This window comes from Pseudarthrobacter sp. fls2-241-R2A-127, assembly GCF_030209355.1.
Classification (GTDB): Bacteria; Actinomycetota; Actinomycetes; order Actinomycetales; family Micrococcaceae; genus Arthrobacter.
Genome location: NZ_JARVSF010000043.1, coordinates 65,769 through 88,836, shown reverse-complemented (window position 1 = coordinate 88,836; position 23,068 = coordinate 65,769). Strand labels below are relative to the sequence as shown.

General features: G+C 66.0%; 25 protein-coding genes. 15 read left to right on the top strand and 10 right to left on the bottom strand.

Going from position 1 to position 23,068, the window contains the following annotated elements; genetic code table 11:
• Positions 1-113 precede the first annotated feature (113 nt).
• Entirely contained in the window at positions 114-1,283 is a 1,170-nt protein-coding gene (locus tag QRN53_RS20020; RefSeq protein ID WP_285245554.1) for an acyltransferase family protein, read from the top strand.
• Between the two features lie 14 nt (positions 1,284-1,297).
• On the opposite strand, the gene QRN53_RS20015 is transcribed toward QRN53_RS20020, so the two are convergent.
• From QRN53_RS20015 to QRN53_RS20000, 4 genes are all read right to left on the bottom strand, one after another.
• Positions 1,298-2,221: a cation diffusion facilitator family transporter gene (locus QRN53_RS20015; RefSeq protein WP_285245553.1), complete on the bottom strand. Its 924-nt coding sequence runs from the start codon at positions 2,219-2,221 to the stop codon at positions 1,298-1,300.
• Between the two features lie 3 nt (positions 2,222-2,224).
• The gene (locus QRN53_RS20010) at positions 2,225-2,983 is read right to left on the bottom strand and encodes a cation diffusion facilitator family transporter (RefSeq protein ID WP_285245605.1); all 759 of its coding nucleotides are present in this window, start codon (positions 2,981-2,983) and stop codon (positions 2,225-2,227) included.
• Positions 2,983-3,309 (bottom strand): ArsR/SmtB family transcription factor, encoded by a 327-nt coding sequence (locus QRN53_RS20005; RefSeq protein WP_285245552.1) that lies wholly within the window; start codon positions 3,307-3,309, stop codon positions 2,983-2,985. The genes QRN53_RS20010 and QRN53_RS20005 overlap by 1 nt, the downstream gene beginning before the upstream one ends.
• A 69-nt stretch (positions 3,310-3,378) precedes the next feature.
• On the bottom strand, positions 3,379-4,914 hold the full coding sequence (locus tag QRN53_RS20000; protein ID WP_285245551.1) for an LCP family protein: 1,536 nt from the start codon (positions 4,912-4,914) through the stop codon (positions 3,379-3,381).
• Positions 4,915-5,115: 201 nt separating this feature from the next.
• Here QRN53_RS20000 and ftsW point away from each other — a divergent pair, with 201 nt between their 5' ends.
• Both ftsW and QRN53_RS19990 read left to right on the top strand, forming a co-directional pair.
• Positions 5,116-6,360, top strand: coding sequence for a putative lipid II flippase FtsW (gene ftsW / locus QRN53_RS19995; RefSeq protein WP_285245550.1), 1,245 nt, complete (start codon positions 5,116-5,118; stop codon positions 6,358-6,360).
• Positions 6,361-6,409: 49 nt separating this feature from the next.
• Positions 6,410-7,615, top strand: a complete 1,206-nt coding sequence (locus tag QRN53_RS19990; RefSeq protein WP_285245549.1) for an MFS transporter — start codon at positions 6,410-6,412, stop codon at positions 7,613-7,615.
• A 471-nt stretch (positions 7,616-8,086) separates the two neighbouring features.
• On the opposite strand, the gene QRN53_RS19985 is transcribed toward QRN53_RS19990, so the two are convergent.
• On the bottom strand, positions 8,087-8,845 hold the full coding sequence (locus QRN53_RS19985; RefSeq protein ID WP_285245548.1) for an ANTAR domain-containing protein: 759 nt from the start codon (positions 8,843-8,845) through the stop codon (positions 8,087-8,089).
• Between the two features lie 221 nt (positions 8,846-9,066).
• Between QRN53_RS19985 and QRN53_RS19980 the strand changes: the two genes are divergently transcribed.
• A complete protein-coding gene (locus QRN53_RS19980) occupies positions 9,067-9,585 on the top strand; it encodes a MarR family winged helix-turn-helix transcriptional regulator (protein WP_285245547.1) in 519 nt (172 codons plus the stop codon).
• 62 nt (positions 9,586-9,647) lie between these two features.
• Complete coding sequence (locus tag QRN53_RS19975; RefSeq protein ID WP_285245546.1) at positions 9,648-10,097, top strand: hypothetical protein; 450 nt, start codon at positions 9,648-9,650, stop codon at positions 10,095-10,097.
• A gap of 169 nt (positions 10,098-10,266) precedes the next feature.
• Here QRN53_RS19975 and QRN53_RS19970 read toward each other — a convergent pair whose 3' ends face one another.
• Entirely contained in the window at positions 10,267-10,590 is a 324-nt protein-coding gene (locus tag QRN53_RS19970; protein ID WP_285245545.1) for an aminoacyl-tRNA hydrolase, read from the bottom strand.
• Positions 10,591-10,793: 203 nt separating this feature from the next.
• Between QRN53_RS19970 and trxB the strand changes: the two genes are divergently transcribed.
• Complete coding sequence (trxB, locus tag QRN53_RS19965; RefSeq protein WP_285245544.1) at positions 10,794-11,771, top strand: thioredoxin-disulfide reductase; 978 nt, start codon at positions 10,794-10,796, stop codon at positions 11,769-11,771.
• Between the two features lie 28 nt (positions 11,772-11,799).
• Here the strand turns inward: trxB and QRN53_RS19960 are convergent, their stop codons facing one another.
• The gene (locus tag QRN53_RS19960; protein ID WP_285245543.1) at positions 11,800-12,141 is read right to left on the bottom strand and encodes a hypothetical protein; all 342 of its coding nucleotides are present in this window, start codon (positions 12,139-12,141) and stop codon (positions 11,800-11,802) included.
• A 162-nt stretch (positions 12,142-12,303) separates the two neighbouring features.
• Here QRN53_RS19960 and QRN53_RS19955 point away from each other — a divergent pair, with 162 nt between their 5' ends.
• The 3 genes from QRN53_RS19955 (at position 12,304) to QRN53_RS19945 (ending at position 14,844) form a co-directional block, all read left to right on the top strand.
• Positions 12,304-12,741 carry a hypothetical protein gene (locus tag QRN53_RS19955; RefSeq protein ID WP_285245542.1) on the top strand — a complete coding sequence of 146 codons (438 nt, stop codon included), beginning with the start codon at positions 12,304-12,306 and terminating at the stop codon, positions 12,739-12,741.
• Positions 12,742-12,817: 76 nt separating this feature from the next.
• Positions 12,818-14,035, top strand: a complete 1,218-nt coding sequence (locus QRN53_RS19950; protein ID WP_285245541.1) for an MFS transporter — start codon at positions 12,818-12,820, stop codon at positions 14,033-14,035.
• 107 nt (positions 14,036-14,142) lie between these two features.
• Positions 14,143-14,844, top strand: coding sequence for an esterase/lipase family protein (locus tag QRN53_RS19945; protein WP_285245540.1), 702 nt, complete (start codon positions 14,143-14,145; stop codon positions 14,842-14,844).
• Between the two features lie 102 nt (positions 14,845-14,946).
• Here QRN53_RS19945 and QRN53_RS19940 read toward each other — a convergent pair whose 3' ends face one another.
• The 3 genes from QRN53_RS19940 to QRN53_RS19930 all read right to left on the bottom strand — a co-directional run bounded on the left by QRN53_RS19940 (position 14,947) and on the right by QRN53_RS19930 (position 17,879).
• Positions 14,947-16,062 (bottom strand): ABC transporter substrate-binding protein, encoded by a 1,116-nt coding sequence (locus QRN53_RS19940; protein WP_285245539.1) that lies wholly within the window; start codon positions 16,060-16,062, stop codon positions 14,947-14,949.
• Positions 16,063-16,143: 81 nt separating this feature from the next.
• Entirely contained in the window at positions 16,144-17,028 is an 885-nt protein-coding gene (locus QRN53_RS19935) for an ABC transporter permease (protein ID WP_285245538.1), read from the bottom strand.
• Positions 17,025-17,879, bottom strand: coding sequence for an ABC transporter ATP-binding protein (locus QRN53_RS19930; RefSeq protein WP_285245537.1), 855 nt, complete (start codon positions 17,877-17,879; stop codon positions 17,025-17,027). The genes QRN53_RS19935 and QRN53_RS19930 overlap by 4 nt, the downstream gene beginning before the upstream one ends.
• 186 nt (positions 17,880-18,065) lie before the next feature.
• On the opposite strand from QRN53_RS19930, the gene QRN53_RS19925 reads away from it, so the two are divergent.
• From QRN53_RS19925 to QRN53_RS19900, 6 genes are all read left to right on the top strand, one after another.
• Positions 18,066-19,706, top strand: coding sequence for an ATP-binding protein (locus QRN53_RS19925; RefSeq protein WP_285245536.1), 1,641 nt, complete (start codon positions 18,066-18,068; stop codon positions 19,704-19,706).
• A complete protein-coding gene (locus QRN53_RS19920) occupies positions 19,690-20,367 on the top strand; it encodes a response regulator (RefSeq protein ID WP_285245535.1) in 678 nt (225 codons plus the stop codon). The genes QRN53_RS19925 and QRN53_RS19920 overlap by 17 nt, the downstream gene beginning before the upstream one ends.
• Before the next feature lie 175 nt (positions 20,368-20,542).
• Positions 20,543-21,082, top strand: a complete 540-nt coding sequence (locus tag QRN53_RS19915; protein WP_285245534.1) for an alternate-type signal peptide domain-containing protein — start codon at positions 20,543-20,545, stop codon at positions 21,080-21,082.
• 71 nt (positions 21,083-21,153) lie between these two features.
• Positions 21,154-21,762: a hypothetical protein gene (locus QRN53_RS19910; RefSeq protein ID WP_285245533.1), complete on the top strand. Its 609-nt coding sequence runs from the start codon at positions 21,154-21,156 to the stop codon at positions 21,760-21,762.
• A complete protein-coding gene (locus tag QRN53_RS19905) occupies positions 21,752-22,381 on the top strand; it encodes a signal peptidase I (RefSeq protein WP_285245532.1) in 630 nt (209 codons plus the stop codon). The genes QRN53_RS19910 and QRN53_RS19905 overlap by 11 nt, the downstream gene beginning before the upstream one ends.
• A complete protein-coding gene (locus QRN53_RS19900) occupies positions 22,382-22,879 on the top strand; it encodes a hypothetical protein (protein ID WP_285245531.1) in 498 nt (165 codons plus the stop codon).
• The last annotated feature ends 189 nt before the right edge of the window (positions 22,880-23,068 follow it).

Below are 23,068 nucleotides of genomic sequence, written 5' to 3'. Positions count from 1 at the left end.
CACAAGCCACGATGTGGAGCCCGGTTTTCAGGTTCCGCCCAGCTTCCATACAGGGCAGTTATGGAAACGTTATATATGCTTGCTTAGTGGTTTTTAGGTCAAGCAGTGGAACTTTGTCATCCGCGGAACGCCCGGCAGCGCCCGGAACGGGGCTCATCGCCGGGCGCAAGCATGCCTTGGACGGGCTCCGCACCATCGCCGTGGCAGGGGTCTTCTTCTTTCACACGGCCACCGATCTGGTCCCCGGGGGATCGATCGGCGTAGACGTCTTCTTCACGCTCAGCGGCTTTGTGATCACGCTGCTGATCATGAAGGAGTGGAGCGCCACCGGCCGGCTCCACCTGGGCATCTTCTACGCCAAGCGCCTGGCCCGGCTCTGGCCCGCTTTGCTGGCGCTCTGCGCGGTAATCCTGGTGGGCGGCTTCCTGTTCCCGGCCTCGGGCTGGGGCGGCCAGGCGGGGTTTGTCCTGCCTGCGGCAACCTACGTGATGAACCTGGCGCACTTTGGCGTGTTCGGCGACTCCATCGCCGGGGAAACCCTGGGCCCCACCTGGACCCTTGCCGTCGAGGAGCAGTTCTACCTGGTGTGGCCTCTTCTGCTGCTGGTGATGCTCCGATTCTGGAAGGTCCGCACGGTCGCCTTCGCCACGCTGGCAGTGGCCGGCGCGTTCCTGCTGAACCGGTTCCTTCTGGTGGCCGACGGCCAGCCGCTGGCCCGGATCTACAACGGCCCGGATACCCGCGCAGACGAGCTGCTGATTGGCTGCGCCCTTGCCCTGCTGTTCACCTCCGTGCGGGACGGCTCCCGGCTGCATGGTGCATTGGTGTCTGTAGCCCGTTGGGGTGCCCCCCTGGCGGCAGTCACGCTTGCGGCCGCCCTGTTCCTGCTGAAGGAACCGGACACGCCCGGGGTATGGTTCACCGCTTTCTGGGCTGCCGGGCCCGCCGTGCTCGCCCTGCTGTCCGCGGTGCTGATAGGTGCCCTGGTGCTCCAGCCGGCCGGATTCGCGGCACGGATCCTGAGCCACCCGTGGCTCGCCAAGCCCGGCCGCGACCTGTCGTATGCCATGTACCTGTGGCACCTGCCGGTGTACCTGTTGCTGATGCGGCTGATCCCGGCACTGCCCCTCCGCATCGCACTGACCGCCGTCCTCACCGTACTGGTGGCATACGCGTCGTTCCGCTTTGTGGAGCGGCCCCTGCGGCAATGGGCCAACGCAAAGCTGGAACCCGCCGTCGAGCCGGCACCTCGTGAAGGCGCCAAGGAGCCGCTGCCCGTCTGAACGGGCTTCCGCCGTCAGTGCTGGATGCTTTCCTGGTCGCGGTGTGCTGCCGGTTCAATCTGGAACGTTGAATGCTCCACGCTGACGTCGAAGTCCTTGGCCACACAGCGCTGCAAGTCGGCCAGGATGCTTGCCGAATGTCCGTCGCGCATGCACTGATCCTGCACCGTGACGTGGGCGGAGAGGACCGGGACGCCGGAGGCCACGAGGGAAGCGTGCAGGTCGTGGACGTCGATGACGTGCGGCAGGGCCAGGATGTGTTCCCGGACCTTGGCCAGGTCCAGGCCCGGGGGAGTGCTTTCCATCAGCACGTTCACGGTGTCCCGGAGCAGGCTGAGGGTGCGGGGGATGATCAGCGCACCGATCAGCAGGGATACGACGGCATCGGCACGCGTCCAGCCGGTCAACGCGATGACCAGCGCCGCCACGATCACCGCGAGGGAACCCAAAGCGTCGTTGAGCACCTCAAGGAACGCGGCCTTCATGTTGAAGTTGTGGTGCCGGCCGGAGGCGAGCACCAGCAGCCCCACCGCATTCCCGGCCAGGCCGATGACGCCGAACCACAGCATGAGGGAGCCGCCCACCTCGGGAGGGGCAAACAGCCGGCGGATACCCTCCACGATGACGAATCCGCCCACGCCCAGCAGCAGGGCAGCCTGCCCGGCAGCCGCAATGATTTCGGCGCGCTTGTAACCCCACGTGCGTTTGTGGGTGGCCGGCTTAAGGGCCAGGGACGCCGCAATCACCGCAATGAGCAGCCCGGCGGAATCGGTGAACATGTGCCCGGCGTCCGCCAGCAGGGCCAGGCTGCCGGTGAGGATTGTTCCGAAGATTTCGGCAAGCATCACGGTGAACGTGATGGCGAAGACCAGCAGCAGCTTGCCGCGCTGGCCGTGGTGGTCCGCGCCGCCGTGGGAGTGGTCGTGTCCGCTGCCCACGGGTCAGCCCTTCCTTAGGCCGGGCATGCCCAGCGGTTGCCTGGCGGGGGCGCAGCACCCGTCGGTGGCCTGGTCTGCAGCGTGGCCCGTGCCGCAGCAGTCATCGGCGCCCTGTCCGGGGTGCTCCACTGCGGAGCCCGGAATCGTGCAGCAGGCGTCCCCACGCCACGCATTCACGCCCTCACGGACGGCGATTCCCGCAATAACCAGGGCTGCGCCGGCGTCTGCCCACCACCAGCCCAGGGTGCTGTTCAGGATCAGGCCAACGAGCAGCACTGCGGAGAGGTAGGTGCAGAGCAGGGTCTGCTTCGAATCGGCCACCGCAGTCCGGGAACCGAGTTCGCGGCCGGCGCGCCGCTGGACCCATGACAGGACAGGCATGATGGCCAGGCTCAGGGCCGCAATGACGATGCCGGCAACCGAGTGCCGGGCTTCGCCCGTGCCTGCCAGCGAGCGGATGGCGTCCAGGGCCACGAACGCTGCGAGGGCGAAGAATGAGATGGCGATGATCCGCAGCGTCAGGTGCTCGCGCCGCTCCGGGTCCTTGGCGGAGAACTGCCAGGACAACGCCAGCGCGGACGCCACCTCGATCACCGAGTCCAGTCCGAAGCCGATCAGGGCCGAGGAGTCCGCCACGCCCCCCGCCCACAGCGCCACGGCGGCCTCGATGACGTTGTACGTGATGGTGGCCGCCGCGAGGAGCCGTATCCGGCGGCTCAGTACCCGCCTGCGTTCCGCGCCGGTCGTGTGAAGTGCCGTCATCACGCGACGCATTCCCCGTCAGGGGCGCAGCAGGTGGGGTCCACCGCAAGCACCACGTTGATCAAGTCCGTGATGGCGTGGCCAATCCGGGCATCGGCGAGCTCATAGCGGCTCCGCCGGCCGTCCGGAACGGCAACCACCAGGCCGCAGCCGCGCAGGCACGCCAGGTGGTTGGACATGCTTTGCCGCGAGACCCCCAGGCTGTCCGCCAGGTCCGAGGGGTACGATGCCGCCCCGGAAAGCGCCAGGAGGATGCGGGCACGGGTGGGGTCTGACACCGCGTAGCCGAACCGGGCCAGCACGGGAGCCTGCGTGAGGGTCTGCATGAACCCAAAGTACATAGCTGGCTGTATTCAGGCAACTATGTACTTTGGGTCCGGGCTGCGCCCGGCTTGCTATTGGCCGGAGGTGTTGGTGGCCTGGCAGGTCTGGTCGCTTCCGGTCTGCGCCACCACGCTTCCGGAATCGGATGACGACGGCGGCGCGGCCGGCTTGTCCCCGGTCACGAAGTCGGTGCCGGCGGAGAGCTGCACGCCTTTGATGTTGGCCACCTGCTGGACGCTGCTGGCCGGCAGGCCGAAAAGGGCGGCGACGTCTGTTGCAACATCCTCGTACCCGGCACTGTAGTAGACCATGGTCTGGGTGCGGACGGTAGCCTGGAGCTTGGTCACCTTCGTGAAGCCGGCGTCGGACAACAGGCCGGCGATCGCGGTGCCGCGGGCCGCCACGCCCGTGCCGTTGGCAACGGAAATCGGCTGCAGCGCCTTGTCATAGGCCGGTGCCGCGGGCGTCGTGGGCGCCGGGGACGGAGCGGCGGTGGCCGGCTGGCTCAGGTCCGGGTTGCTGCGGAGGGCGGCGAAGAAGTTGGACGCTGCAGGCTCGTCCAGGACCAGCCGGTTGGGATCCTGCGGTGCCGGGACGGTGGGGGTGGTGATGAAGTTGACGCTTGCAGGATCGATGTTCTTCAGCCGGTTGGCGATGGTCAACAGGGACGGCACCGAGGACAGCCCCGAATCCACGGTCAGGTTCTTGGTGACGGTATCGGCAATGGTCAGCACCTTTTGCGGGTTCCCCAGGGTGCCTTCGGACTTCAGCTTCCGCGTGAGCGAGGCCAGGAAGCCCTGCTGGGCCTTGATCCGGCCCAAGTCTCCGCCGTTTGCGAAGCCGTGCCGGGTGCGCAGGAACGCTAGGGCCTGTTCGCCCTGCACCTGTGAGGTGCCGGCGGGCAGGTGCAGCCCGGAATCGGGATCGTCCACGGCATCGCTGACGCACACGTCAACGCCGCCCACCGCGTTGGACAGTTCCTTGACGGCGTTGAAATCAGCCATCATGAAGTGATCGATCTCCAGGCCGGTGAGCTTGTTCACCGTGTCCACGGCGCAGCCGATTCCGGCCTGCTTCATGGCGCTGTTGATCATGGCCCCCTGCTGGGCGGGATACTTCTGCCCGGTCTTGGAGTCAGTGCAGGCCGGGATGTTCACCAGGAGGTCGCGGGGAAAGCTCACCACGTTGACGTGCTTGTTGTCCGCCGAAATGTCCAGCAGCATCATCACGTCCGACTGTCCGTAGCCGGAGGAGTCGTCCGCGCTGCCGTACTCGCTGTTGTTTCCGCTCCTGGTGTCCGAGCCAAGGACCAGGATCTGCATCCGGTCGGTGCTGTCGTTGACCGCACCCTCGGTGCGTTCCCCACCGGCGGTCAGCGCCGCTGTGCTGATGTTGGACTGCAGGCGCCAGGCCCAGTAGCCACCGAACGCCAGGACACCCACGAGGAGGACGGACGCCACAACAACCACGGCCTTGACCCAGCGCGGGGCACGGCGGCGGACGCTGCTGTGGCGGGAGCTGGCGGCATACAGCTCGCCTTGGCCGGGGTAGGCTGCCGGAGTGGAGCCTTCCTGTTCCGGGCCGGGGGATTTTCTGGAACCGAACACGACGAAATGACCTTCGGGAGGGGACAGGTTTCCGCTACCCTACAGGGCCAAGCTGGCAATTTGCCCGGAATGCCTGATTTCCCGGCCGCGCCGGAGCCGCCCCCCGTCCGCGGGGGCGTACTCTTTCTTCTCGGCGGTCCCCGCCCCGGACAAGGGCCCGGCCGTGCAGGAAGCCCAGGGTGCAGGCTGAGGAACGGACAGATGGATACAGCTCAAAAACAACGCGGAGCGGCCCGCCCCGCCCGACGCCGGTGGGGAAAGCTCACCCTGTGGCTGGAGGACGATTCGCCCGGACGCCTCCGCCCGCTGATCCTGGCGGTGGTCCTCACGCTCTCGGCGATCGGACTCGTGGAAGTGGCATCGGCGTCGTCCGTGGAATCCGTGGCGGCAGGAAACAACCCCTACGATCTTCCTCTCAAGCAGGCCATGTGGACCGTGGCGGGCGTGGTGATCATGCTGCTGCTGGCCCGGCTGCCGGTACGCCGGATCCGGCGCCTGGGCTGGCCCATGCTGATCGGTTCGCTGGTGGCCCTGATCCTCGTGTTCACGCCGCTGGGCATGTCCGTGAACGGCAACCGGAACTGGCTGAGCGTGGGCGGCTTCACCGCCCAGCCCTCCGAGTTCGCCAAGCTGGCCTTGATCGTCTGGGCCGCCGCCATCCTGGACCGTAAAAAGGCCCTGCTGGCCAACTGGAAACACGCCGTGGTCCCGCTGGGCCCCGCCGGTGGGTTGATCATGATCATTGTGGCGCTGGGGCACGACCTCGGTACCACCATGATCATCATGATGATTCTTGCCGCCACCATGTTCTACGGCGGCGTACGGATGAAGGTGTTCTCCGTGGCCGGCCTCATCTGCGTGGTGGCCGCCCTGGTCCTCGCGGCCACCAGCGGCAACCGGATGGGGCGCATCTCCTCCTGGCTGGGCATGGGGTCGGACGAGGACGCGCAGGGCATGGGCTACCAGGCGCAGCACGGTGCCTACGCGCTGGCCTCCGGCGGCTGGTTCGGCGTGGGCCTGGGGCAGAGCCGGCAGAAATGGAACTGGATCCCGGAAGCCCACAACGACTTCATCTTCTCCATCCTGGGCGAAGAACTCGGGCTGGCCGGAACCCTCCTGGTCCTGGCCTTGTTCGCGATCCTCGCCATCGCCGTCTTCAAGACCATCGCCCGCACCACGGACACCTTCTCCCGGATCGTTGCCTGCAGCGTGATCACCTGGATCCTGGGCCAGGCGGTGATCAACATCGCGATGGTGAGCGGGCTGCTGCCGGTTATCGGAGTCCCGCTGCCGTTCATTTCCTACGGCGGCTCGGCCATGGTCTCGTCCCTGGCCGGCATCGGGGTGATCCTGGCCGTGACCAAGCCGGAAAAGCCGGTCGCCGGCTCCCCGGCCCGGGCGGCGGAGCCGGCGAAGCAGGTGAGGGACCACGAGTACCAGCAGTAGCGCCGGAAGGGCCGCCCCGGCCCTTCCCCTGACCGCCATCCGCTTCATCGTGGCGTTTGGCGTTGTCAGTGCGCTGATGGACATGGTGTACGAGGGCGCGCGGAGCGTCACCGGGCCCTACCTTGGCGCCCTGGGCGCCTCGGCACTTTTGGTCAGCGTGGTCACGGGCGCGGGTGAGGCTGTTGCCTTGGTCCTCCGCCTGCTGTTCGGGCGGCTCGCGGACCGGCCCGCGCTCCGGTGGGCACTGGCCATCTCCGGATATGCCCTCACCGCTTTGTCCGTTCCGCTCCTGGGCATCAGCAACGCACTGTGGATCGCCTGCCTCCTTGTCCTGGCCGAGCGCCTGGGTAAGGCCGTGCGGAGCCCCGCCAAGGACACCATGCTGGCCGAGGCCGGCTCCGCCCTGGGCCAGGGCAAGGCCTTTGCGCTGCACGAAGCGCTGGACCAGGTGGGGGCGCTGCTGGGGCCGCTCCTGGTGGGCGCGGCCCTCGCCCTGACCGGAAGCTACGGCCCGGGCTTCCTGCTGCTGGCCGTTCCCGGGCTGGCGGCCATACTGCTCCTGTTTTGGCTGAAGAAAAAGGTGCCGGATCCGGCCGCGTACGAGACCGTCCCGGCCCGGCCGTCACCAACGGGACCCGGCAACCCGGAGGCCGGTGCGGGTCCCGGGGACGATGAGGAAAATTCCGGCCGGACTGCACCATTTCCCCGGCAGTACTGGCTCTATGCCGCGTTCAGCAGCCTGACCATGTTTGGCTATGCCACGTTCGGGCTGCTTTCATTCCACCTGGTGGATGCCGGACTGCTGCCGCCCGCACTGGTCCCGGTCTTATACGCAGTGGCCATGGGCGTTGACGCCCTGGCGGCGCTGGCCTCAGGCTGGCTCTTTGACCGGGTGGGCCTGAAAGTCCTCGTGGTCCTGCCGGTACTTGCCGCAGCCGTCCCGTGGCTGGGGTTCAGCAACAACACCGCGCTTGCCGTGGCGGGAGTGCTGGTGTGGGGAGCGGCGATGGGCGTCCAGGAAAGTACCATGCGGGCCGGTGTGGCAGGGTTGGCGCCGGCCGCCCGGCGGGGGAGTGCTTACGGGATGTTTACGGCCTGCTACGGCCTTGCCTGGCTGGCCGGGAGCTTCCTCATCGGCCTGCTCTACGAACAATCAATTCCGGCTTTGGCGGTGACCATCACCGCGGTGCAGGCGGCGGCCCTGGTGGTCTTCGCGGTGGTCCGCCCGCACGCCGGCGGCCTTAAACCGACCTGACGTGGCGCCGCCGGGGCTTAGGCGACGGCACTCTCAATCTCGGGGCATTCACTGCAACGGACGTCCGCAACCAGGGAACCGGCGTCGTCCTTTTGGAAATGGGTGACGTGTTTAGTGGCCCTGCCGCAGGTGGGGCAGTAGCTCTGGCTTTGTTTAGTCCACATGCATGAATAATACGGAACGCCCCGGCAAAGGGAAGATCATGGACTCCAACTATGTGGATGACCGCAGCTGTCCTTAACCGGATCTTGACCAAACATGCTGGCGATCCTTCAGCCAACGCTGAGTTTCGGCGCGTAGCTTGGGCTCATCAGGCAGGTATCAGAGCGGCACGGATGGAGCGCAGGGCAATGACCATTACCGATTACTTCGTAGCTCTCGGCGGCATGTTGGCTTCCCTCGGGGGCGCGGGCCTCCTGGCGGCCGGACTCATCCGGGCACGGGCGCGCCACTAAGCTTCTACGGCGGTCCTCAGGCAAACGCGGGAGGTTCGAACCTGGTACCTGCCGCGCCGCTGGGCATGGCGCTGAGAATGCTGTCCGCAACGCTGCGGACCTTCAGGTTGCGGTGCCGCGACGCGCCGGCAAGCTTGCTGAACGCCTCCGGGTAGGAACACCGGTTTTGCGCCATCAGCACCCCGCAGGCCACATCGATGGAGGTCCTGCTCTCCAGGACCTGTTTCAGGTTGTCCCCGGAACGGATGACGCCGTGGACATCCAGCGCCAGCTTCAGGCTCTGCGAGGCCACCCCGGCAAACCAGGCCGCCTCGTTGGTGATCCTGGTGATGAACGCGTAGTTGCCGTGGGCCAGGAACTCCAGGGCCCCTGACGAGCCGGGCCGCAGCTCGAGCGGGAGCACTAGCGCCGCCCCGTAGCCGCCGTCCAGCAACCGGCCCCGGTAGGCCTGCCACCGCGCGGGGGAGCCCGTGGGGTTGACCACCACGGGACCTGACAATGACGCCCCCAGGGCCGTGGGTCCGTCCCCGTGTTCCTCTTCGACGGCAGAGAACCGGGCTGCCCCGGGCGTGCTTCCGGCCCCGGCGGCATAGGTCCGCTGCCTGTACAAAACGGCGCCGCACTCAATCACTGAGCCGGCGGTGCTGCTGAGCCACCTGGCCCCTGCATCGGCGAGTTTCTGCAGGGACGCTGCGTCGTCGTCGGCATCTGTTACCAGATCCAGCAGGAACCCGTTCCGTTCGGGTCCCCTGTTATGCGCCGGGCCAACCGCCACCCTGCACCCCCGTTCACATTCTGTACCCAGTGGCATCGGCCGCCGCAGGTTTCTTAGAAATTTATTGGGCCGCCCGGGTGGGTGCACGAGTAGCCGGTACTCTACTTTTCCCGGCGCCCCGAGCAGGTACTTGCCCGGGGTGATTTCGGGGGCAGCTCCGATCCATGGGCTACGATAGATTGGTTAGACAGCCAAGCAAGTAGGATATCGAAGGAATTCGCATGAACCCGCATGGTGCAAGCGAAGGCTACTCGTACCCCACCCTGGAAGACTCCGAGCCCAGGGCCCTTGATGTGATCAACGCCCTCCGGGAGTTCCGCACATCAGAAACGGCAATGCGTCGCCGGACCCGGTCGTCTCCGGCGATGGGGGAGACGGACCTTCTGGCCCTGCGCTACCTCATCGACGCAGAAGCCGCCGGCGCGGGCGTCCGCCCCACGGAACTGGCCGGCCGGCTGGGCATCACCTCGGCCTCCATGACAACGCTCGTGGACCGGCTGGTCGCCAGCGGCCACGTCACGCGCGAACGCCACCCCTCGGACCGGCGCGCCATCATCCTCAGGCCCGCGCCCGGCGCCGATGAGGAAGTCCGGCACAACCTCAACCAGATGCACAAACGCATGCTCGAGGCGGCTGAGTCCTTGTCTGCGGAGGAAATCAGGGCGGTGATGCACTTCCTCCAGCGCATGCGCGAGGCGGTGGATACCGTAAACCTGGCCCCGCACGCGGTATCAAGGTAGACAACGAAGTAATCCTAGTTAGACTAGCTACATTGTTAGTGAACTATCGGATGGTGGATCGAATGACTGCAGTACTTGAACCTCAGGCGGCCGGGCATTCGATCCCGGTGAAGATACACACCGAAGTTCCCGTCCAGAAAGTGGAAACCTCCGCGCTGGACCTCAAGACATCCGCTGCCCCCATGCACTGCGGCATGGAGATGACAGCCGCACCCGTTCCCATTGCCTCCCTGGGCTGGGCGCCGCTGGAGCTCGGCTCATCCGAATGGTCCTGTCCCTGCGGGTACAGGATGGACGACGGGCCCGCGGGAGATCCGCTGGATGCCGTACGGTTGGCTTCCGCGAGGGTTGAAAGCCTCCAATGGGAGCTGGATGCCGCACAGGAGGGGTTCGCCAACGCCGTCCGCAGCGCGTGCCGGATGGGTGCTGCGCCGGACGCGCTGGGCAATGCCGCAGGCCTGACCGCAACGGAACTCCAGGAGTTCCTCGCCGGCACCAACCGGCTGCTGTAGCTCACACCGCTGTTGGGCTGGGCCGTCTCGAGCGCGCCGGCCCCAAAGCGCGAAGTGCAGCCACCCGTCTGTTCGGGTGCAGCTGCACTTCGCTGGTTTAAGCGGTGGAGAAGAATATGGGCGGCCGGCTCTGGCCCGAAGTGGGGGCGCGGCGAGCGGCCGGACGTGCCTATGCGGCGTGGCGGAAGGCCGGTGCGGAATGATGTCGCCGGTCAGCAAGCACGCTGATGGTGCAGGGTGCTTGTTCGGGATCGATGATCGCCGGCAGGTGCCTGGCCCGGGCTGCGGACCGAAGCATTTCCAGCGCCTCCTCATCCACCCAGGCGCTGGAGATATCAAGCTCCAGGTCCAGGCCCCCCTTGAGGGAGTTGGCACGCTTTGCCACGACATACAGTGCGTTGACGCTGTGGATGGTGATATGCCCCTTTGCAATCACCTGGGCCTTGCTGTGGTCCAGGTCAACCCGTACCACGATGCTGAGCTTTGAGTTCAAGTTGTAAAGCCTTCCCCGGCATTGGCTGCGACGCTGCAGCTTCTTGCATGGCCCGTTTGCTTGAGCCTCAATTAGATTAGGCAACCAATGTGATCTGCGCAACATCCCGGCATTTATTACATCAAGTTGGCGTTGGCTCTCCCAAGCCGATCCATGATGTGATCAAGGCACGCCCCAGCAGTACCGCCTCCTAAGGAAACTCCATGAGCAAAGAACAGCTGATCATCATCGGTTCCGGCCCGTCCGGCTATACCGCCGCCATCTACGCAGCCCGCGCCGGGCTGAACCCCCTGGTCCTGGCCGGCTCCGTCACGGCCGGCGGTGCCCTGATGAACACCACCGAGGTGGAGAACTTCCCTGGTTTCCCCGGCGGTATCCAGGGCCCGGAGCTCATGGACGGGCTGCAGCAGCAGGCAGAAAAGTTCGGCGCACGCATTGAGTACGACGACGCCACATCCGTTGAGCTCAACGGTCCCGTCAAGCGTGTGGTCACCGGCGCCGGGGAGACCTACGAGGCCAAGGCGGTCATCCTGGCCACCGGTTCGGCCTACAAGGAACTCGGCCTGCCGGAGGAGAAGAAGTTCAGCGGCCACGGGGTCTCCTGGTGCGCCACCTGCGACGGGTTCTTCTTCCGCGACCAGGACATCATCGTTGTCGGCGGCGGTGACTCCGCCATGGAGGAAGCAACGTTCCTGACCCGCTTCGGCAAGACCGTCACGGTGGTGGTCCGCAAGGGCGAACTGCGGGCGTCCCGCATCATGGCCCAGCGGGCCAAGGACAACCCCAAGATCCGCTTCGCCTGGAACTCCGCGGTCACCGCTATCCACGGCGACGGCAAGGTCACCGGCGTCACCCTCACGGATACCCGCACCGGCGAAGCCCGGCACCAGGACGCCACCGGCATCTTCGTGGCCATCGGGCACCTGCCGCGCACCGAACTCGTGGCGGGCCAGGTGGATCTGGACGAGGAGGGCTACATCAAGGTGGACGCCCCTACCACCTGCACCAACCTCTCCGGGGTCTTTGCCTGCGGCGATGCCGTTGACCACCGGTACCGGCAGGCCATCACGGCGGCCGGCACCGGCTGCGCGGCGGCCCTGGATGCGGAACGCTTCCTGGCCGCCCTGGAGGACGCGGCCAGCATCGCGACCGCGCTGGTGGAGGAACCGACGCACAACTGACGGGCAGTCCAGCGGCGGGCCCCCGGGGTCAGACCACTTCGGGGAGCCTGCCCGTTAATACAGAGACGGGCGCCGAGGACCAGCGTTCGCGCTCCGGCTCGTAGGAGATCACCATCGATGCGTCGCTCTCGCGCGCCTCGTCGATGGCCAGCAGCAGGGCGTCCTCCATGTGCCGGGCGTACTCCAGCCTCTCCGGCAGGGAGCCCTGCAGCCCGGCGTCGTCAATCAGCACGTGGCCTTTGCCGTCCACAATGACCTTCAGTGAATACCCGCTGTCCTCGTGCCGGGACCCGCGGGTGGACGAAATCTCGGTGACTCGATCTGCCCGGACCAGCCCGTTGCCCAGCGTGCGAACCCACACTTCACCCATGAATGACCTCCCCTTGGCTGTGGGCGCGAATCAGCGCCCCATAAGGCGAACGCTACTCCTCGGCGGGACGTTTGTGACCCCCGTATTTTTACCGCCAGGAACCGTTGCGGCGGGGGACCTTCGGCCCTTCTGGCACGCGGCCGGGCCGGGGATGGTGGTGCCATGGCGGACAGGACTTCCCCCGGCGCGGGCGGCAACCTTGGCTCCGCTGTGGTCAACGCCCTGCTGCTGTACGGGATCAACATCTGGCCGGGTTGGCAGGTGCTTCCCTTCCTCACCGCCGGCATGGCCCGTGTCCTGGACCTCATCAACGCATCGCTGATCGCCGGCATCGTGGTGGGCGTTGTCTGTGTCCTGATCCGGTCCCGGGTGCTTCTGGCCGTGGGAAACCTGGTGGCACTGGGCTTCAGCATGGCCGCCATCATCCGCGTCTGGGAAGTCTTCCCGTTCGACTTCACCGGCGGCTGGTCCGGCTGGCCGGTGCTGGTGCGGGTTCTCCTGGTGGTTGGCATGGTGGGCTCGATCATCGGGGCCGTGGCGGAACTGGTCAACCTGGTCAGGGCGTTGGCGGGAATCGGGCCCCGGCCCCGCAGGCGCTAGCGTCTGCGGGACTGCCGCGCTTGTCCTGCGTCACGCCACGCCCTGATGCGATGGCGGCGGCCATAGGATAAATCTGATGACTTCCCCGGATGATGCCCAGCCCTTCAGCCTGCGCAGTATTGCCGTCGCCGCGTTCGGTCCCACGTTGCTTTTCGGAATCGGCCAGGGCGCCATCCTCCCGGTGGTGGCGTTGTCCGCCCGCGAGCTGGGTGCCAGCGTGGCCGTGGCGGCCCTGATCGTGACCCTCATCGGCCTGGGCTCCTGGTTCTTCAACCTGCCCGCGTCCCTGGTGACCCTCCGCTTCGGAGAGCGCTGGTCCATCGTGGGCGCCGCGGTCGCTGCCGGCCTGGCCCTCGCCGCTGCCGCCACCTCCGCCCTTGCCCCCAACGGACTGTGGCTGCTCGCCGTGGCGATGACCGTCGTCGGGATGTCCGGGGCTGTGTTCGGCCTGGCGCGGCAAAAGTACCTCACCGAGGCCGTGCCCGTGGCGTTCCGTGCCCGGGCGCTGTCCACTTTGGGTGGCGTGAACCGCATCGGCGTGTTTATCGGCCCCTTCGCCGGCGCCGCCGCGATGCAGTTCTTCGGCATCTCCGGCGCCTACTGGGTGGGAGTGGTGGCCATGGCGGCGGCAGCGCTGCTGTCCCTCACCATTCCGGACCTGTCGACGCCGGACGTCCCCTCCGGAGGGGACGGCGCCCCCCAGCCCACGCTCCGGAGCGTCGCAGTCTCGCACGCCGGCGTGTTCCTCTCGCTGGGCGTGGGCATCCTGCTGCTCAGTGCGCTGCGGTCCTCACGGCAGGTGGTGATCCCGCTCTGGTCCGACCACCTGGGCATGGACGCCACCTCCGCGTCCCTGATCTACGGCCTGTCCGGCGCGATCGACATGCTCGTGTTCTATCCGGCCGGCAAACTGATGGACCGCAAAGGCCGGCAATGGGTGGCCATTCCGTCCACGCTGCTCATGGGAACCGCGCTGCTGCTGATCCCGCTCACCGGATCGTTCACGGGGCTGCTGCTCGCTGCGCTGCTCATCGGCTTCGGCAACGGCATCAGTTCCGGGCTGGTGATGACCCTTGGCGCGGACTTCTCACCGGACCGCGGCCGCGGCCAGTTCCTGGGCCTCTGGCGGTTCATGGCGGACGCCGGGTCCACCGGCGGTCCGGTGCTCCTTTCCGGGGTGACGGCCCTGGCCTCCCTGGGGCCGGGGATCTCAGCCACGGGCATCCTGGGGTTCGCGGCGGCCGCCGTGTTCGCCGTCGTCATTCCCCGCCTGAAGCACCGCCGCAACTACTAGGTGCTCCATCAGATATGGCTGGTAAGCGGGCGTTTCAGGAACCATATCTGGAAAGGCAACCGGGCGTGTTCGGTGGGGAGTGCCCTGGCCGAGGCTATTCTCAAAACATGACCCACCCCGGCGAAAGCGCCCGCATCAGCCCCCTGCACAAAGCCGTGTGGTGGTCGCAGGACTATGCCTATGCCACGGGCTGGCAGGTCAGGGGCTTCCTGTCCCGCGTACAGCCGGCCTCCTTCCGCACCGGCACCCTGCAACCGGTGGTGATCATTCCCGGCGTCTACGAAAACTGGCAGTTCATGATGCCGCTCATCCGGGTCATCCACGATGCAGGGCACCCCGTCCACGTGGTCACGGTGCTGCAGCGCAACAAACTCAAAGTTCCGGAGGCCGCACGGCTGGTGGCCCAGCACCTGGAGGAAGCGGGCCTCCACAACGCCATCCTGGTGGCCCACAGCAAGGGCGGCCTGATCGGGAAATACGCCATGCTGTCCCTGGATCCAGAGCACCGGATCGACCGGATGATCGCCGTATGTGCGCCGTTTTCCGGTTCCCGCTACGCCCGGTACATGCTGCTGCCCAGCCTGCGGATCTTCTCCCCGCGCAACGCCCTGACACTGCAGATGGCCCGCGAGCAGACCATCAACAGTCGCATCACATCCCTGTACGGTCCCTTCGACCCGCACATCCCGGAGGGCAGCGTGCTCCCCGGTGCCACCAATATCGAGTTGCCGGTGGCCGGGCACTTCCGGATCCTCGGTGATCCCGGGACCGCGAGGATCATTGTGGAGCAGCTGGGCCTTCCGGCCTGACACGTGGCGAGAGGGCCTGACCGGGCCGCGTTGCTGCACGCGTGTTAAGAGCCATGCCCCCGGAAAGCGCGGGCTTTCCGGGGGAGCATGGCCTGTCCCTTCCTAGCCGTCGGTACCGGCGGGGGTGGTGGTGGCGGTGTAGCCCTCGAGCTTCAGCGCCGCCTGGGCGTACTTCTGGTCGAACGTGTCCGCCATGTTGACCTTGGAGGTATCAACCCCAATGGTCTTCTCCTCTTCGAAGACCGTCTTGGGGCCGCCCGCCGGCATGATGCCGTCAGGCAGGAACTGGCCCTTGTCCTGGTCCAGGGCCTTGACGTAATCGTCCTTACTGATGGTGCTGTTCTGGACGAAGGCCGGCGGCAGCTTGTCCGCGATCTCCTGGGCAGAGTGGGTGCTGATCCAGTGCATCGTGTCCACGAGCGCATCCACTACTTTCTGGGCTTCATCCTGGTGGCTGTTGACCCAGTCCGTTTGGGCGAGCAGCCCGGCGGACGGCAGCGAACTGCCCAGGGCCGCCTTGGCGCCATCCGCCGTCGCCAGGTCAATGGCGGGAACCGCAAGGTTCTTGGCCTCCAGGGCGCCCACCGTCGGCTGGGTGGTCATGACGCAGTCGGCGGAGCCGCGCTGGATGGCAGCGATGGCGGTGGCGCCGGCACCTACGGCGATCGTCTGGTAATCACTCTTGGACAGGCCGGCCTTGGAAGCGATGAACTGCGTGAGTTCGTCCGTCCCTGAACCAAGGTCCGTGACGCCCACAGTCTTTCCTTTGAGGTCCGCTCCGGAGTGGACGTTGGCCTTGGGGCTGCACATGATGCGCTCGCCGGGTGCGCCGGAAAGCTGGATGAGGTTGGTGACCTTCTTGCCCTTGGCCTGGAAGTCCACGGTGTGGATGTACCACGCACCGGCCATGTCCACCTGCCCGGACGCCATTGCCTCCTCGGCGCCCACGCCGCCCTGCTGCTCGGTGGAAAGTTCCATCTTGACCCCGTACTTCTCGTAGTAGCCCAGCTGCTGGGCCAGTTGGTACGGGAGGTAGATCTGCTTGTCGATGCCGCCCACCATCATCTTTACCGTGGGCATCGAACTGGTGTCGGCGGACGCACTGCTGCCCGCGGTACTGCCGCTGGCGGCGGGGGTGGAGCTGTTGCCGCACGCTGCCAGGCTGAGGGCTACGGCTCCGGCAGCTGCGGCGGCAAAGATAGGGCGCTTCATCATCATTGTTTTACGCATCCTTTTGTTTGTCCCGAAGGGGACATGGTTGTTGTGGGGTAAAGCTGGTGTGGCGGGTTGCTTGCGGGCTCAGATGGCCTGGGCCTCGGAACGGTTTGGCGGACGCCATTTGAGGAGCCTGTGCTCAAGGAGATTGATCAGGGATTCGGCAAAGAGGGTGACGACGGCGATGATCACCATGCAGGCGAAGACCGTGTTGGGGTCGAAGGTCCCCTGCGCCTGGCTGATGATCAGGCCGATGCCTTTCTGTGCGCCGAGCACCTCGGCCACCAAGGCGCCGATGATGGCGAAACCGAACGCCGTGTGGAGGCTGGCGATGATCCACGTCATGGCGGATGGGATGGTGACGTGCATGGCCACCTGGTAGGGCGAAGCGCCGAGTACCCGCACGTTCGCCACCAGGTTCTGGTCCACCTCGCGGACGCCCTGGAATGCATTGAAGAACACCACGAAGAAGACCAGCACCGCAGCGAGCAGGATTTTCGGGAAGACACCCAGGCCGAACGCCACAATGAAGATCGAGCCGAGCACGATACGCGGAATCGAATTCACGATCCGGATGTAGGGCCCGACGACGGCCGACAGGTACTTGTTGGACCCCAGGAGAATGCCGAGGATCACGCCGACGAAGGTGCCCAGCAGGAAACCGAAGAATGCCTCCTGTGCCGTGACCCCCAGGTTCTCCCAGATGGTGCCGAACGCCGTACCTTCGGTGAAGAGCTTGACCAGGCTGTCCCAGATTTCGGAGGGCTGGCCGAAGAAGAACTTATCCACCCACCCCTCCGTCGTGAACCACTGCCAGCCGCCCACCACCGCTACCGCCAGGACTATCCGGCCAATCCAGATGGACGCGGACCGTCGACGGGCCTTGATCCGGCCCGCATTCTTCGCTGCTGACTCTGGTTCCACTGGCTTCTCGCCTTTGCGGGTTTCGCTGTGAGTAAGGGTTGTCATGCCGCACCTGCTGACACGGCGTAGGCACGGGTCACTTCGTCCTTGAGGGATTCCCAGATGCGGCCCTGAAGTTCCAGGAACCGCTCTTCGTGCCGGATTTCCTGGACGTTGCCGCGCGGCCGGGGAAGATCGATATCGAAGACGTCCTTGACCGACCCGGGGCTGCTGGTCATGATCACCACCCGGTCCGAGAGTGCCACGGCCTCGTCCAGGTCATGGGTGATGAACAGGACCGAGGGCCGCAATTCCTCCCAGAGCTTGAGCAGTTCGTTCTGCATGATCGCCTTGGTTTGCACATCCAGGGCACCGAACGGCTCATCCATGAGGAGGATCCGGGGATTGTTGATCAGGGCCGCCGCCATGGCCACCCGTTTGCGCATGCCGCCCGAGAGCTGGTGCGGGAAACGGTCCTCGAACCCGGCCAGGCCCACCCGGCGAAGCCAATCCCGGGCGAGGTCCGTGGCCTGGCGCTTTGGCGTTCCCAGCAGGATGGGTCCCATCATGACGTTGCCGAGCACGCTCTTCCAGGGAAACAGTGCGTCTGCCTGGAACATGTAGCTCACGCCGTTGGTGATGCCTTCCACCAGGTTGCCGCCCACCTTCACCGAGCCGGCGCTTGGCGTCTCCAGCCCCGAGACCTGGGCCAGGGTGGTGGACTTGCCGCACCCCGTGGGACCGACGATGGAGCAGAACTGTCCTGCCTCGACGGTCACCGACACGTCACGGATGGCCGTGAACGTTTCGCCCTTCGGCGTCAGATAGCGCTTGGTCAGGCCGGACACCTCGATCCGTGCCCCTTCCGCGGCTTTCGGCGGGGGGCCCGGCGGCCTGGGGGTGGGGGTGCTGTTCATTGCAAGACCTCGCTGTCTTTTGTCCATGTAGTCCGGGTTCGTGATGTTCATCACTGGAACTGTGTGAAGCTTAGGGAGTGATCATTTGCGCCAGGAAGACTTCCGTACGATGTGTGCTTTAGCCGCAAAAGTGCACGTTTTGTGCGTTTTCTGCCGCCGCGGAAAAACAGTGCCGGAGGGGCCGCAATGATGCAGGATTCCGTGGCGCAGCGGCCACGGACCGGCAGGCGCTTCACAACCCTGACCGCCCAAATCCTGCTGGCCTCGCTGTCGCTGCTCATTTTCACGGTGGCCCTGGGCGGATTCCTCTTTTCGATGATCAGCAACCAGACGCTGGACCAGCAGTACCAGCTGCGCGCCCTGGGCATTGCGACCACCACGGCGCAGATGTCGGAGATCCGTTCCGCGGTGGCGTCCGGGGACCCCGGCCATGTCATCAATGGAATTGCCGGCCAGGTGATGACGGCCGCCCGGACCGATTACGTGGTGGTGACTGACCGGGAGGGCGTACGGTACTCACACCCGGATCCGGCGTTGATCGGCCGCCGGCTGGAGGAACCGGTGGCGGTCCTGGACGGCCAGACCCACGTTGGTTTCGACCCCGGAAGCCTGGGCCGCTCCGCGAACGCCAAGGCCCCCATTTTCGGCGCCGACGGCTCGGTGGTGGGCCAGGTTTCGGTGGGGATCGAGGACACTCAGGTCCTGAGCAACCAGATGCAGAACATCTGGCTGATTACGGGATTTTCTGCCTTGGTCCTGGCCTTGGGCGTCGCGGGTTCCCTGCTCCTCTCCAGGCGCATCAAGCGGGTCACGTTCGACCTCGAGCCAGCCGAGATCGCCTCCCTCCTCCAGGAACGGGAGGCCTTGCTTCATGGAATCCGGGAGGCCGTCGTCGGACTGGATGATGCCGGCAAGGTGACGGTGATCAACGAAGAGGCCCGGCGGCTGCTCCACCTGGAAGGCGAGGCATTGGGGAAACCCATTGCCGACCTGCTTCCGCACGGCCGCCTCCGGGACTTGCTGGCCGGCGGGCTCCCCGGCGCCGACCAGGTGGCGTTGACCGAGGACGCCCTGCTGGTTGTCAACAGGATGCCCGTGGCCACCGCCGGCCGCAGCATTGGTTCGGTGGTCACGCTTCGGGACCGGACCGAAATTGAAGGCCTGGTCCGCGACCTCCACTCCATCCAGGGCCTGATGGAAGCCATGCGCGCCCTGGAGCATGAGTACGCCAACCGGCTCCACATTGTTGACGGGCTGTTGGAAATGGGGGACCTGGACCACGCCAAGAGGTATGTCTCGCAGGTCTCCACCATGTCCAGGTCCCTGGGTGAGAGGCTGCGTGCCACGATTTCGCCGCCGGAGCTGGCCGCCTTGCTGCTGGCCAAAGTGGCGGTCGCCGCCGAACAGGACGTGCAGATGGAGGTGACGGCCGATTCCAGGCTGGAACATCCCGAGGTGGACCCTACCGAGCTGGTAACCATCGTTGGGAACCTCCTCGACAACGCCGTGGATGCGCTGGCGAATACGCCGCGGCCCCGCCGTGTGACCGTGCAGCTCGATGACGCGGACGGCGTCTTTATCGCTGTCCGGGACAACGGGCCCGGTGTCCCTGCCGACAAGGTTGGCCAAGTCATGGTGGACGGCTACTCAACCAAGGACCCGCGGCCCGGCATGCGGCGCGGGATCGGGCTGGCACTGGTGAGCAGGATCGTCCGCAGGGCGGGTGGAACGCTGGATGTGTTTCCGGGTCCCGGCGGTAACTTTGAAGTGTGGCTGCCGGCAAAGACGCAGGCAGCGGTTGAGGACAGGAGTGCAGGCGTTGATTAAGACGCTCGTAGTGGACGACGATTTCCGGGTGGCAGGCATCCATGCGGCCAGGGTGGAGCGGGTGGACGGATTCGAATGCGTCGGCCAGGTCTATACGGCGGCGGCGGCGCGGGAGGCAATTGTCCGCCTCCAGCCGGACCTTCTCCTGCTGGATATCCACCTGCCGGACGAGGATGGACTCTCCCTCCTGCGGTCCCTGCAAGCAGCCGGAACCCAAATAGACAGCATCGTGATCACCGCGGCGCAGGACCTGGCCACGGTCAAGTCCGCGATGACCAGCGGAGCCATCTATTACCTGGTCAAGCCCTTCGGGTTCGAGCGGCTCCGCACGCAGCTGGAGGCCTACAAGAAGTGGCGCGAGGAGCTTGAGTCCGTTTCGACGGCGAACCAGGCAACCATTGACAATCTCTACAAGGCGCGGTTGGCAGGGATCAAGGCAGCCGCCCCGGCACCGCGCCTGCAGCCCACCATGCAGAAAGTGTTCGACGCCGTCCGGACGGCCCGCGGGCCCGTCAACGCTGCGGAAATTGCCGAGCAACTTGGCGTCAGCAGGCCAACCGCCCAGCGCTACCTGAGCACGCTGGAACGGAAAGGCCTCCTGGTCTTGGACCTCACCTACGGCAGCACCGGAAGGCCGTTGAACTCCTACACCGTGTCCTGAGCAAGCAGCCATGGCAGCCGAGGGTCCAATCCCGTATTAGTGCAGGTCAGGCCCCGGTTGAAATTTCAAATACCTTGAGCATTTGTTGACCCTTTACCCCCTCACTTCCTGAGCTTGGCCCTGCAAGGTAGGTCCCAGCTAGTCAAACGAACACCATAAAGTCTGAGGGGACATCATGAAGAACAGCACTCTGGTCAAGGGAACTGCCGCCATCGCCGTTGGCGCCGCACTGCTGCTGGGCGGCGGGGGAACCCTGGCCAACTGGAACGCAGAAGCAACCGCCGCGCCGGGCACCATCGTTGCCGGTGACCTGAACGTCACGGCCGCCAACGGCGTCTGGACCGACCGTGCCGGCACCGTCATCCCGGACATCACCGCCTACAAAGTCGTTCCCGGCGACAAGCTCACGTTCACCCAGCCGCTCACCGTGAAGCTGGTGGGCAACAAGATGGCCGCCAACGTTGCCACCACCGGCATCACCCCCACCAACGGCTTCACGTCTACCAACGTCTCGGTCAGCGCTCCGGTGCTCACCGTCGGCGGCACTGCGGTTTCCAACCCGCTCAAGCCCACCGGCTCGGACCAGACGGTCACCGCAACCATCACGTTCGAATTCCTGTCCACCACCACCGGCCGCGCGGACACCACGGCGAGCTACAACTTCGGCAGCGTAGCTTTCCAGCTGACCCAGGTAACGCAGCCCGGCCTTTCCTAGCCTGACTTGGCCGGGTGGCCCCAGGGCCACCCGGCCGGCAGCACGAGGAAACAGGACCAGGAGGAAACCGCATGCGCACCAAGCGCGCACTGAAGGCGGCGGCGTTGATCGCCGCGGCCGTGGTCCTCGGCCTGTTCACCGTGCAGGGAACATTTGCCCTCTGGAACGCCTCGGCAGTGGCCGCTCCCGGAACCGTCTCGGCGGCGTCGTTTGATGTAGCGCTGACGGCGGTCAACTCCGGGGCCACCACCAACATGACCCTGGCCAACGGGACTCCGGCGAACCTGGCACTGTCTCCCGCAGGGACCCTCGGCCCGGGCACCTCAGTCTCCGGGGGAGTGGTGGTCACCAACAACACCAACGCCGGCGGCCAGTTCAACACCACCATCACGGTGGGCCAGCCAACAGTGGCAAACTCCGGCAGCGGAACCCTGGCCTCCTACATCATCGTGAACTCGAAGACCGCCGCCTCCACTACGGAATGCAGCTCCAGCACCGGCTACGCGCAGATCAGCACCAGCGGTCTCGTCTCGCCCACGCTGGGCAAAGGCGGTTCCACCATCTTCTGCTTCCAGGTCAGCCTCGCCTCCGGCGCACCGTCAACAGTGAAAGGACAAGCAGTGACCATCACCCTTCCACTCACCGCACGTCAACTCTGCGGGGTGCCCAGTGGCTGCTGACCTGACCGAACGCCTTCTCGGCGGAGGCACCGAACCGGCAACTCCGGCAGCCGCGCCAAAACGGTCACGCGGGCGCAAAGGTGCCTGGGCCGTCGTCGGACGCATGCTGAGCATGGCAGCGATGCTGGTGGCGCTGTTCGCCGCCCTTGTCCTCATCGTGGTTCCGGTGGCCACCGGTTCGCAGACCTACACCATACTGACCAAGTCCATGGCGCAGCACTACCCGCCGGGCACCTTCATGGTGATGAAACCGGCGCCGTTCGACGAACTCAAGTACGGCGACGTCATCACCTTCCAGTTGTACTCGGGCCGGCCCGATGTGGAAACGCACCGGATTGTCGGGTTTGGGTCCACCCAGTCCGGCGAGAAGACGCTCATCACCAAAGGCGACAACAACGGCGCCAACGATCCCGAGCCCATCCGGGCCATCCAGGTCAAGGGCAAACTGTTCTACGCCGTCCCCTACGTTGGTTTCGTGGCAAACTTCCTGGGCAACTCGGACCGGGAAATGTGGACGGTCATCGCGGCCGTGGCACTGATCGGCTACGGCTCCATCACGGTCTACAAGTCCATGCGCAAGACCCGCAAGCAGGATGACCCCGCTGCCGAGGCGGCCTAAGTGCCGCGGCTGGGGAACATTCCAGGCGCCGGACTGGCCGTAGGGGCGTTCGCGCTCACGGTGCTGCTGGGCGCAGGCACCGGCACGGCCTCGGCCCTCTGGCAGCAAAGCGCGACGGCGACCATGGCCGTCACGGCGTCCGGAACCTGGCCGACTCAATCGTTCTCCGGATTCACGTGCACCAACGACAGCCCCCGGCAGACAGCAACCCTGTCCGCAGTGGGGTCCACGGCGCCCACGGCACTCAGCTACGCCGCGCTCCAATCGAATGGCACCTACGGGCCGGCCTACACCGAATCGGTGAGCCTGGGAACAACCAGCACGGTCACTCTGACCATTGCGTCGAAGATCGTGGTGGCCAACCGGACCACCACCCCGTTGACCATCCGGGTGACGGCGACGTACGCGGACCAATCACAGGCCACCGCCTCGGCCACGGTGTCGCTGGAGCAAGGAAACAACAGCAACAAGGTCACCTGCCTGTCCACCACGTTCTAGGCGCCGGCCATCCGCCAGCCCGGCGGAAGAAGGTGCCGCTGCACCCCCCCCAGCAGTGGCGCCTCCTCCTGCAGAGCTGGCCTGGCGGCCACCATATACCCGGCGAAGGGGAGCCCGTGGGCACCCGACGTGGAGCGCAGACGGAAGATACGCCGCGAGAAGGGGTTTGCGCGTCGGTAGACTGCGGTC